Annotated in this window: 10 protein-coding genes; all 10 read right to left on the bottom strand. The window is 39.8% G+C overall.

The genetic code is table 11. The features are described 5' to 3' along the window. Positions 1-22 precede the first annotated feature (22 nt). The 10 genes from HT701_RS04225 to HT701_RS04180 all read right to left on the bottom strand — a co-directional run bounded on the left by HT701_RS04225 (position 23) and on the right by HT701_RS04180 (position 10,741). The gene (locus tag HT701_RS04225; RefSeq protein ID WP_138705617.1) at positions 23-838 is read right to left on the bottom strand and encodes an endonuclease/exonuclease/phosphatase family protein; all 816 of its coding nucleotides are present in this window, start codon (positions 836-838) and stop codon (positions 23-25) included. A 51-nt stretch (positions 839-889) separates the two neighbouring features. Beyond that, complete coding sequence (locus HT701_RS04220) at positions 890-3,070, bottom strand: PTS transporter subunit IIBC (protein ID WP_081005453.1); 2,181 nt, start codon at positions 3,068-3,070, stop codon at positions 890-892. A gap of 406 nt (positions 3,071-3,476) precedes the next feature. After that, positions 3,477-4,403 carry a permease-like cell division protein FtsX gene (gene ftsX / locus HT701_RS04215; RefSeq protein WP_000625541.1) on the bottom strand — a complete coding sequence of 309 codons (927 nt, stop codon included), beginning with the start codon at positions 4,401-4,403 and terminating at the stop codon, positions 3,477-3,479. Continuing rightward, complete coding sequence (ftsE, locus tag HT701_RS04210) at positions 4,396-5,088, bottom strand: cell division ATP-binding protein FtsE (RefSeq protein WP_000022265.1); 693 nt, start codon at positions 5,086-5,088, stop codon at positions 4,396-4,398. Before ftsE ends, ftsX begins: the two co-directional genes overlap by 8 nt. A 17-nt stretch (positions 5,089-5,105) precedes the next feature. Next, positions 5,106-6,201, bottom strand: a protein-coding gene (gene prfB / locus HT701_RS04205; protein WP_100127798.1) for a peptide chain release factor 2 whose coding sequence is annotated in 2 segments (ribosomal slippage) — positions 5,106-6,128 and positions 6,130-6,201 — 1,095 coding nt in all. Because the reading frame shifts where the segments join, the coding sequence is not laid out codon by codon here. Positions 6,202-6,315: 114 nt separating this feature from the next. Continuing rightward, positions 6,316-6,972, bottom strand: coding sequence for a CBS domain-containing protein (locus tag HT701_RS04200; protein ID WP_000268659.1), 657 nt, complete (start codon positions 6,970-6,972; stop codon positions 6,316-6,318). A gap of 465 nt (positions 6,973-7,437) precedes the next feature. Next, a complete protein-coding gene (locus tag HT701_RS04195; RefSeq protein WP_172931249.1) occupies positions 7,438-8,148 on the bottom strand; it encodes an ABC transporter ATP-binding protein in 711 nt (236 codons plus the stop codon). After that, entirely contained in the window at positions 8,148-8,912 is a 765-nt protein-coding gene (locus HT701_RS04190) for an ABC transporter ATP-binding protein (protein ID WP_172931248.1), read from the bottom strand. Before HT701_RS04190 ends, HT701_RS04195 begins: the two co-directional genes overlap by 1 nt. Continuing rightward, the gene (locus tag HT701_RS04185) at positions 8,912-9,868 is read right to left on the bottom strand and encodes a branched-chain amino acid ABC transporter permease (RefSeq protein ID WP_000662293.1); all 957 of its coding nucleotides are present in this window, start codon (positions 9,866-9,868) and stop codon (positions 8,912-8,914) included. Before HT701_RS04185 ends, HT701_RS04190 begins: the two co-directional genes overlap by 1 nt. 3 nt (positions 9,869-9,871) lie before the next feature. After that, complete coding sequence (locus HT701_RS04180; RefSeq protein WP_000941421.1) at positions 9,872-10,741, bottom strand: branched-chain amino acid ABC transporter permease; 870 nt, start codon at positions 10,739-10,741, stop codon at positions 9,872-9,874. Positions 10,742-11,040 lie beyond the last annotated feature (299 nt).

The following is an 11,040-nucleotide window of genomic DNA, read 5'->3' as shown; positions in this document are numbered from 1 at the left end:
GATTTTCGAAGAGTATCAGTTATTATTTCCAGTTTAAAATAGCATTCAAGCCATAGTGATCACTCACTTGTGGACTCTGGTTACTATCAAATACGACATGTAAATTTTCCACCGCTAACTCTTTGGTAGTAAAGACATAATCGATTCGAAGGGGTTCAGTGTTCCCTTTCCATCCATCTATTTCTGGTGGAACAGTATAGCTACCACTTTTCTCTTGAGCAACTTCAAAAGCGTCTTGTAAGCCTAATAGACTAGCTAAAATAGCTTGGTAGCCTTCCCGACCAGCTGGGTTGTTAAAATCTCCAGCGAGTAAAAGTGGCTTGTTCAATTCTTTCAAGACATCCTCAAATCGTGCCCATTCTTCTTGGAAGCCTTTATCCCACCAAGAAAGGTGGACACTTGCAACTGCAAGCTCCTTACCATCAACTACAGTTTCAGCCAAGGCAACACGGCGAGTATGATAGTCTGTTGGATCATCCACATCTGAAACCAAAATTTCTCTGGCTTCAATAGGTGTTTTAGACAAGATAGCCACACCTTCGTGGTAGCGATCATAACCGATATGGTTATAGGCCCAAGTCCAGTAGTAATTTTTCTCTTGCTCAGATAACTTTTCAACCAAGAGTCTAACATAGTGATCTTGGTGAATAGGCTCAGATGCTGGCAAAGGTTGATAAAGGTCATTGACCTCCACCTCTGGCGATGTGATCTCCTGATTGATTTCTTGGAAACAAATCAAATCATAGTCCTTTTCAAGAATATCCTCAAGCAAAATCTGGAATTTTTCCTCTGCTTCTTTTTCCATCCAACTGTGAGTATTGAGTGTTAAAAATTTCATGCTTTTCTCCCAAAATAAGAGGTTGGAATACAGCTTCCAACCTCAAGTATATTACAATTCTACTTTAGCAACTGCTGTTTTAGCTGCAAGAGAACCTGTTTTTTCTAATTTAACTGATTTAATTGCATCACCATTTGTGAAGACAACTACTGTTGAAGTTTCACGTCCTGCTGCACGGATAGCATCCAAGTCAGCTGTGACAAGAAGATCTCCTGCTGCAACTTTTTGTCCTTCAGCAACATGAACTGTAAATGGTTTACCTTCAAGACTTACTGTGTCCAAACCAATGTGAACCAATACTTCAAGACCTGCTTCAGTCACAATACCAAGAGCATGTTTTGTTGGGAAGATGCTTGATACAGTACCTGAAACTGGAGATACAATGTTTCCATTTGCAGGTTCTACTGCAAATCCATCACCCATCATTTTTTGAGCAAATACTGGATCTTTTACTTGTTCCAAAGCAATAACTTGACCGTCTGCTACTGAGTAAACTTCCTCAGTAAGACCTTTGAAGTGAACAGTGTTTTGTTGTGCTTCAGTCATTTGGCTTGGAAGAGTTTCAGGAATGATTTCACCTGAATCAAGGATATCTTGGATATCAGATTTCAATACGTCAGCTTTTGGTCCGTAGATAGCTTGAACCCCTTGTCCTTTCATGACAAGACCCATAGCTCCTTCTGCTTTCCATTGCTCTGCATTTCCTACTTTATCTGCATCTTTAACAGTTACACGAAGACGAGTCATACATGCGTCAACATCAACGATATTTGCACGTCCACCAAGAAGGTTGATGATGTTTACAGCTTGAGAGCCTGCTGCAACTTTCACTTCGCTACTAGATTCTTCTGAACCTTCAGCAGTTTCGTAGTTTCCGTTACGCCCTGGAGTTGCGTAGTTGAATTTTTGAATCATGAAGTTTGCGATAAAATACATGATTACGGCAAAGAGAACAGTTACCCAAACGAAGTTAATGATATCCATACCGATACCAGCACTGATTGCAATAGGTGTACGAGTCAAGAACTCGATTGAACCGAATGAGTGCATACGTAGGTTTACAACGTCAGCCATAGCGAAGGCAGCACCTTGAACAAGTGAGTAAACAAGATACATAGGTGTTGCAACGAACATGAACATGTATTCGATTGGTTCAGTAACCCCTGTCAAGAATGTTGCAAGAGCTGTCGCAATCATCATACCTTTGTATTTATGTTTCTTGTCAGTATCAACATTACGGTAGATAGCCACGATTACACCCATCAAGATACCGAATGACCCGATCATTTGTCCAACTTTGAAACGAGCTGGGTGAACAGTATCTAACAATTGTTGGTAGTGACTTGCATCTGTACCTTTAAGATTAACAAGGTCTGTTACCCATGCAAGCCATAGTGGGTCTTGACCAAATACTTGAGTACCTTTAGCTGCACCAGTTAAAATGTCATAAGTACCACCAAGAGCTGTGTAGTTCATTGGGATAGTCAACATATGGTGAAGACCAAATGGCAAGAGCAAACGTTCCAAAGTACCATACAAGAATGGTGCAAGGATTGGTGCAGTTTCTTGTGAGTTGGCAATCCAAATACCAAAGCTATTGATACCAGTTTGCACAAGTGGCCAGAAAGCTGAAAGTAGAATTGCAGCAATTACTGAACGAAGAATAACTACAAATGGTACAAAACGTTTTCCGTTAAAGAATGAAAGTGCATCAGGAAGCTTACGGAAGTTATAGTATTTATTGTAAGCAGTTGCTCCAATAAAACCAGAAATAATCCCTACGAATACACCCATGTTAAGTGCTGGAGCTTCCATAACACTAATGAAGTAATCAGCAACTTTGATTGATCCACCAAAGAGAGTTGTTACCATAGCTTCTGGATTCTTCAACATGTCTCCTGATACACCAAAGATTGTACCAGTGATACGGTTGATTAGGATAAAGGCAAGACCTGCCGCAAACGCACCACCAGCACGTTCCTTAGCCCAGCTTCCTCCAATAGCGAGGGCAAACAAGATATGAAGGTTAACGATAACCCCCCAACCGATTTGCTCTAGGACACCACCAGTAATAACGAGTGGAGCAAAGTTAGGGTTAATCATCACGATAGACTTACCGATTGAAATCATCAAACCAGCAGCCGGCATAACCGCGATAACCACCATCAAAGCCTTACCGAATTTTTGCCAAAATTCGAAAGACAAGACATTTTTGAATGTATCTTTCATCATTCAAATCTCCTTTATTTTTATTTAGGCAAACGTTTTACGAAAACGTTTGCACCTTTTATGATTTAATTATACCACTTTAATTTTTTTTGTAAAGGCTTTTATTCAAAAAAATCCTCTTTTTTCAAAAATTTTCTAGGTTCTAAATTTCAAGTTCAAATTATCCATCAAGAATCTTCTCTGAGCAACTTCTTTATACTCTTCGAAAATCTCTTCAAACCACGTCAGCGTCGTCTTACCGTATATATGTGACTGACTTTCTACAACCTCAAATCAGTATTTTGAGCATCCTGTGGCGAGCTACCTAGTTTGCTCTTTGATTTTCATTGAGTATTAGAAGTCCCTTTTCTAAAATTTTTGTAGCAAAAAAGGAGATTTTACAACCTCCTCATAAAAGTAATTATTTTACCTAAATTTTCAAGAATCGACGCATGGATATTCCTGATCCCAGTGAACCAATAAAAATTCCAATCACAAATAGTAGGGCAATCATCAACGGACTAAATAAATCTGGACTAATCATAGATAGATTTTGTCCTACCAACGATTTGTTAACAGATTGGTAAACCATTTGATAAACAATAAAGACCAAAACAGATGGTGCGATAGCTCCCAATAAACCGATAAAGGCTCCTTCTAACAAGAACGGTCCACGAATATAACTGTTTTTAGCTCCGACCAAGCGCATGATTTGAATTTCGCGACTGCGGGAAATAATAGTAATACGAATGGTATTTGAAATCAAGAAAACTGCGACAAAAATTAACAAGGCAGCAATCCCTAGTCCCCAAACACGGATAAATGAAGCTAACTTGAAGAGTCTTTCTGTATTGGCACCGCCATCTTGAACCTCAGAGACACCTTCAATTTTTTTAGCATCTTCGGCTATAGTTTTTACATCATTTGGAGTGTTTGCCTCTACAATATAGGCATCATAGAGAGGATTGGCATCTCCTTCAAAGATTTTCCAGTTATCTCCCATTGTCTCGGTTAATTTTTCATATTGTTCTTCTTTACTTGAAAAGGTAACACTCTTAACAGTAGACATGTTTTTCAAAGAATCATATACCTTGTGGTAGTCATTATTTGTAACAGTTTGACCTTCTTTTTCAATTGTCTGACTGTTATCTTCCACATCCTTTCGGATATAAACTACTACACGGACATTATTTTCAATATCTGTAGCTAGTTTCGCTGTATTGAAAATAACAGATGCAAATATTGCCACCAAGGTCAAAGTAATCATGACTGAACTGACAGCAGCTACTGTCATCCAACCATTTCGTTTCAAACTTTTTAAGGCTTCAAATAAATGGCGAAAAAATCTACTAATCATCGTATCCATACTCTCCTTTTGATTCGTCACGAACGACACGGCCATTTTCAATGGCAATGACACGGTGGCGCAAGGTATTTACAATCTGGCTATTATGAGTCGCCATCAAAATAGTTGTCCCTTGTAGGTTAATCCGTTCCAAAAGATTCATAATTTCCCATGAATTATCAGGGTCCAGGTTTCCTGTTGGTTCATCGGCTATCAATACTTTGGGATTATTTACAATGGCACGCGCAATCGCAATCCGCTGTTGCTCTCCACCTGAGAGCTCATTTGGGAAAGAACGAACCTTGTGCTTCAAGCCAACCAAGTCCAAAACTTCCATCACTCGTTTTTTGATATTACGGCGATTTTCTCCGATTACTTCCATAGCGTAAGCAATATTTTCATATACCGTTTTCTTTGGCAACAATTTATAATCCTGGAAGACAACCCCAACACTACGACGTAGAAGTGGGACATCTTTCTTTTTAATCTTAACTAGATTAAAACCAGCAACTGATAGGCTTCCTTTATCGATTTTTACTTCACGATACAGAGAACGAATAAAAGTTGACTTCCCTGCTCCTGAAGGTCCTACGATGTAAGCAAATTCTCCCGGTTGAACGCTGACCGAAACACCGCGTAGGGCAGTCGTTCCGTTGTCGTATTTTTTAACGACATCTCTCATTTCAATGATTGACATGTGAGTTCCTTTCTATCTTAGCTGATTCGCCACTTGAGATAGGCATCGATAAAACCATCTAGGTCTCCGTCCATAACCTTATCTACCTGAGCAACCTCAAAGCTAGTTCGGTGATCTTTTACCATAGTATAAGGAGTGAAGACATAAGAACGGATTTGGCTTCCCCATGTGATTTCTTTTTTCTCACCCTTGAGGGAATCTACCTCCGCAGCTTTCTTTTCTTGCTCCATTTGATAGAGCTTAGCCTGCAACATCTTCATGGCACGATCTCTATTTCCATACTGGGTACGATCCACTGTTGATTGAACAACAATTCCAGTTGGAATGTGGGTTAAACGTACACCTGTTGAAACCTTATTGACATTTTGTCCACCGGCACCACCTGAACGGAAGGTATCCATCTTGATGTCATCTTCCCGGATTTCCACTTCAATGGTATCGTCCAACTCAGGCATCACTTCTACGGATGTGAAAGATGTATGGCGACGTTTGGCAGAGTCGAACGGCGAAATTCGCACCAAACGGTGCACACCCATTTCTGACTTGAGAAGACCATAGGCATTAGGCCCTTCAAATGATAAGGTTACCGACTTAATACCAGCCTCATCACCTGCTTGATAATCCAATACTTCTACTTTAAAGCCTTTAGCATTACCATAACGAGTATACATACGAAGCAACATATCACCCCAGTCCTGCGCCTCAGTACCACCAGAACCTGGATGGATTTCCAAGATGGCATTATTATGGTCATAAGGTTCTGACAAGAGTAGAGTCATCTCATAGCTGGTCATCATCTTATCAAGTTCGGCTAACTGCTCTACCAGCTCTTCTTGAACTGACTCGTCTTCTGCTAAAAAATCCAATAAAATTTCAACTTCATCCTGCAACTCTTCCATTTTGTGGAAGGTGTTATAGGTGTTTTTTAATTCATTTAATTCTTGCGACGTTTTTTGGGCCGCGATATTATCGTTCCAAAAATCAGGTTCTGTCATCTTGTTTTCCAAGATGGCAATCTCTTCCTCTAGCCCTTCGAGGTCAAAGAGACCCCCTGAAAGAAGCTAATTTTTCACGATTTGCGTCAATTTTCTGACGAATTACTGAAATGTCCATAAATACTCCTTTTTTACATCATTTCATTATAGCATATTTTATCATTTCTTTCCATCTTTTGCTATAATCCCTTTTTTATGAAAAAAGAAAAAAGAAGCCTTTCGGCTTCCCTTCTTACAAGACTTTTGCTGAAGTGCGAGTGATTTCTTCCACTTGAATACCATTTGCTTCAAATTTTTCTTTCAAGGCTGGTAAATCAATTGATCCATCGATTTGAACTTCGATAATGACCTTACCATCCTTACGCGGAATATTGACTGTATGAGAGATATTCAAATTTTCTTCTGCAATCAAAGAAACAATCTTTCCGAGGACACCGACTTCATCTTCTGTAACAAAGCGCACACGAATTCCTTCTTCACCATAACCAGCAATTTCAAGAAAGGCTTGGAAAACGTCACGGTCCGTAATAACCCCATAGACTTGATGGTTATCTACGACAGGAAGAATACCAATCTTGTTTTTCAACATCAGATAAGTTGCATCTTCTAGACTCGCATAGCCAGAGACAGTGACAACATCGCGAATCATGACATCTTTTACTTTTGTCTTATTTAGAAGATAATTCATCTCATAGATAGAAAGACTTGTTGCCTTGGATGGACTAGCTTGGGCAATGGTTCCCTCAGTCACCAAACCAACTAATTGATCATTTTCGATAACAGGCAAGCGGTGCAACCCTTGCTCTCTCATCAAATCTGCTGCATGAGATACTGTTGTATCTGGACTAATGTACACTACCTTGCGGGTCATAAAATCTTTAACTGCCATGAGACTTCTCCTTTTCTATTCTTATCCCTATTATACAATCTTTTTGTAAATCTATCAAACGCTTACATTTCTTTTTCAAAATTCAGAAAAGTATGAATAAGCTAGCAAAAAGAGCTCTAAAATCGAGCTCTGTGAATGAAGGATAGGTACGCTTCATTCGGTTTTTTCAATTATTAGAAATTAACTTTTCAATGTAGATAAAGATTGCTTTGCAATCTCTATCCGCAACCTAAACTAGTCTCCCAGACTATGCGAAGATTACTTCGTAATCCTTATCCACCGACTAAAACAATCCACTGGATTCTGATGATTGCTTCGCAATTTCTATCTGCCGACTAAAAAGGTCCACTGGACTATAATGATGATTACTTCGTAATCTTCATCTGCCGACTAAAACAATCCACTGGATTCTGATGATTGCTTCTCAATCTTCATCTGCCGACTAAAAAGGTCCCCCGGACCTTTTTAACCACCCAGATATGCTTTTCTGACTTCTTCTGATGAGGCGAGTTCTTTTCCTGTTCCTGATAGGACAATTTTTCCTGTTTCCAATACATATCCTCGGTCAGAGATTGCGAGTGCTTTATTGGCATTTTGTTCAATCAAGAGGACGGTTGTTCCTTGTTGCTGGATATCTTGAATGATATCAAAAATCTCTTGGATAAAGATTGGGGCAAGTCCCATTGATGGTTCATCTAAAAGAAGAAGTTTTGGTGTTGACATAAGAGCGCGTCCCATGGCAAGCATTTGTTGTTCTCCTCCTGAAAGAGTGGCTGCGTCCTGGTTCTTGCGTTCTTCAAGACGAGGGAAGCGTGAGAAAACCTTCTTCAAGTTAGCTTGATTTTCTTCACGATTTTTCTTTAAGAAAGCTCCCATTTCAAGATTTTCCATAATAGTCAAGCCAGGAAAGACGTGGCGTCCTTCTGGAACTTGTGAAAGACCACCTGCCACGATTTTTTGAGCTGGCATTTTTTGGATTTCTTGACCTAAAAATTCAATCTTTCCTGAACTCGGTCTAACCAAACCAGACAAGGTACGGAGAATGGTTGTCTTACCTGCACCATTGGCACCGATAAGGGAAACAACTTCTCCTTCATTAACTTCAAAGCTTACATCACGGACTGCTTGAATCATACCATAATGCACAGAAAGATTTTCAACTTTTAACATAGACATTAGGCTTCACCTCCTAGATAAGCTTCGATAACGCGTTTATTGGTCTTAATTTCGTCTGGAGTTCCTTGAGCAATTAAACGGCCATATTCAAGTACGTAGATACGTTCTGTTACTTCCATGACCAGATTCATATCGTGTTCAATCAACATGATTGTAATCTTAAATTCATCTTTGATCCGACGAATTAACTCAGTCAATTCGGCTGTTTCCTGTGGGTTCATACCTGCTGCTGGTTCATCTAAGAAGAGAATTTTAGGTTCCGTAGCAAGGGCACGAACAATTTCCAAACGACGTTGTTGTCCGTAGGAAAGATTTTTAGCAAGAGTCTCTGCATCACCATCTAAATCAAAGATTTTCAACAATTCCAAAGCTTTAGCCTTTAATTCTTTTTCACTCTTGTAAAAAGCTGGTAAGCGTAAGAAACTAGTAAAAACATGCTGTTTGTGATGGTTTCCAAAAGCAATCAAAACATTGTCTAAAACTGTTAAATCTTTAAAGAGACGGATATTTTGGAAAGTACGTCCAAGTCCCAAAGAGGCAATCTTATAAGGTGATTTCCCATTCAAAAGGTGACCATCTAGGGTTACTGTTCCCTCGCTTGGTTCATAAACACCGGTCAAAAGGTTGAAAAGGGTGGTTTTCCCAGCTCCGTTTGGACCGATTAATCCAACCAGTTCCCTTTCGTTCAATTCAAGAGTCACATCTCCAACAGCTGTTAGACCACCAAAATGTTTGGTTAACTGTTTTACTTCAAGTAATGCCATTAGTTTTGTTCCTCCTTCTTAGATTTTTTAAAGAAACGTGATAGGCTCAGTTCCCACGTTCCAAGGAGTCCACCTGGTCTGAAAATCATTACCAATACCAAGGCCAAAGCGTAAATAATCATACGCACACTAGCAACATCTTGGAGAAGCATATTCAAAATTCCCAGAACAATAGCCGAAACAATCGCACCTGTAATGGAACCGAGTCCACCAAATACAACAATAATCAAAACGTTGATTGAGTTGATGAAGGTGTAATCTTTCGGTACAACAGACCCGATAAATCCTGCCTGAAGTGACCCAGCAATACTTGCAGTAATGGCACCAAAGACAAAAGCGATGATTTTAATTTTAGTCGTATTAACCCCAACTGACTCAGCAGCGATTTCATCTTCACGAACAGAGAGGGTTGAACGGCCAATTGGGCTACGCAAGAAGTTCAAGGTTGCAATGGTTGTAATCACGACAAAGAAGTAAACCATTTGCCAAGTTGTAAAGTTAGGAATCCCTAAGATACCTGCCGCACCATTTGTAAGACTTCCACCATTGATGATAAAGATACGGATAATTTCAGAAACACCCAGAGTTGCTACCGCAAGATAGTCCCCCTTCAAGCGCAAGGTTGGAATGCCGACAAGTAAGGCAACTGCTCCTGAAAGCAAAGCCCCTACAAGCATAGCTCCAAAGAAGGCACCGTAGGTTGGTGATTTAGAACCAATAATAGCTGCTGCATAGGCACCAATCGCCATGAAACCAGCATGACCAAGTGAAAATTGTCCTGAAAAACCAACGATTAAGTTGAGACCAACAGCCAAAATAATATTAATTCCAATTTGTTGTAAAATCTGTACATAGAATAGATTAAGTACTCCGACTGAAACCAGTACACTAATCAAGCTATAGCCAGCTAACAAAAGGAGTAACCATAGAATATTAACTTTTAAATTTTCCTTCATCGTTTACACCTTCTCTTTCACATTCTTACCAAGGATACCAGCTGGGCGGACAATCAAGATCAACAACAAGATTCCATAAACAATGGCATCACGGAAATCTGACATCCCAAAGGCTGTCGCAAAGGTTTCCAATAGACCAATCACAAAGCCACCAAGAGCCGCACCAGGAATAATTCCGATACCACCAAGTACTGCGGCAACGAAAGATTTAAGACCTGGAGTAACCCCCATCAAAGGCTCAAGAGAGTTATAATAAAGAGCAATCAGAACACCAGCCGCACCCGCAAGAGCAGAACCCAAAGCGAAGGTAAAGCTAATCGTACGGTTTACATTGATCCCCATCAATTGCGCCGCGTCGCTATCTACTGATACTGCACGCATGGCTTTCCCCATCTTAGTCTTTTGGACAATGACTTGTAACAAAATCATCAAAATCAAGGAAATAGCCAAAATCATTAACTGCACATTTGTTAAGCTAATTGGTCCCAAATCATATCGAACTGTTTGAATCGCTTGAGGGAAGGCACGGGTATTGGCACCAACCAGATAGACCATTCCATACTCCAATAGGAAAGAAACCCCAATAGCCGTAATCAAAACAGCAATACGAGTAGAGTGGCGCAAAGGTCGGTAAGCAAGAAACTCAATCACGACACCAAGAATAGCTGTCGCTAGCATAGCTACAATAAGCGCTACAAAGAAATTCATTTGGAAAGAATTGATCAAGAAATAACCGATAAAGGCTCCCATCATATAAATATCACCATGGGCGAAGTTGATGAGCTTGATAATTCCGTAAACCATGGTATATCCTAGGGCTAACAGCGCGTAAACACTACCTAGAATCAAACCATTTACGAGTTGTTGGAGCATAAGATTCACTCTTTCTATTTATAATTCCGAGGGGTTTCCCTCACTTTTTGATAGGTTCTTATACTCAATGAAAATCAAAGAGCAAACTAGGAAACTAGCCGCAGGTTGCTCAAAGCACTGCTTTGAGGTTGTAGATAAGACTGACGAAGTCAGTCACATATATAATCCAAGGCGACGTTGACGCAGTTTGAAGAGATTTTCGAAGAGTATTAAATATCGAAACAGGGAGTGAGTCAAAGGCTCATTCCCTATTTCAACATTTTTCTATTATGGTTTTACAACTTCTGCTGCTTCAACTT

Source organism: Streptococcus sp. 10824, from assembly GCF_013276595.1.
In the GTDB taxonomy this organism is placed as follows: Bacteria; Bacillota; Bacilli; order Lactobacillales; family Streptococcaceae; genus Streptococcus; species Streptococcus pseudopneumoniae.
This window is presented reverse-complemented; position numbering and strand designations above follow the sequence as displayed.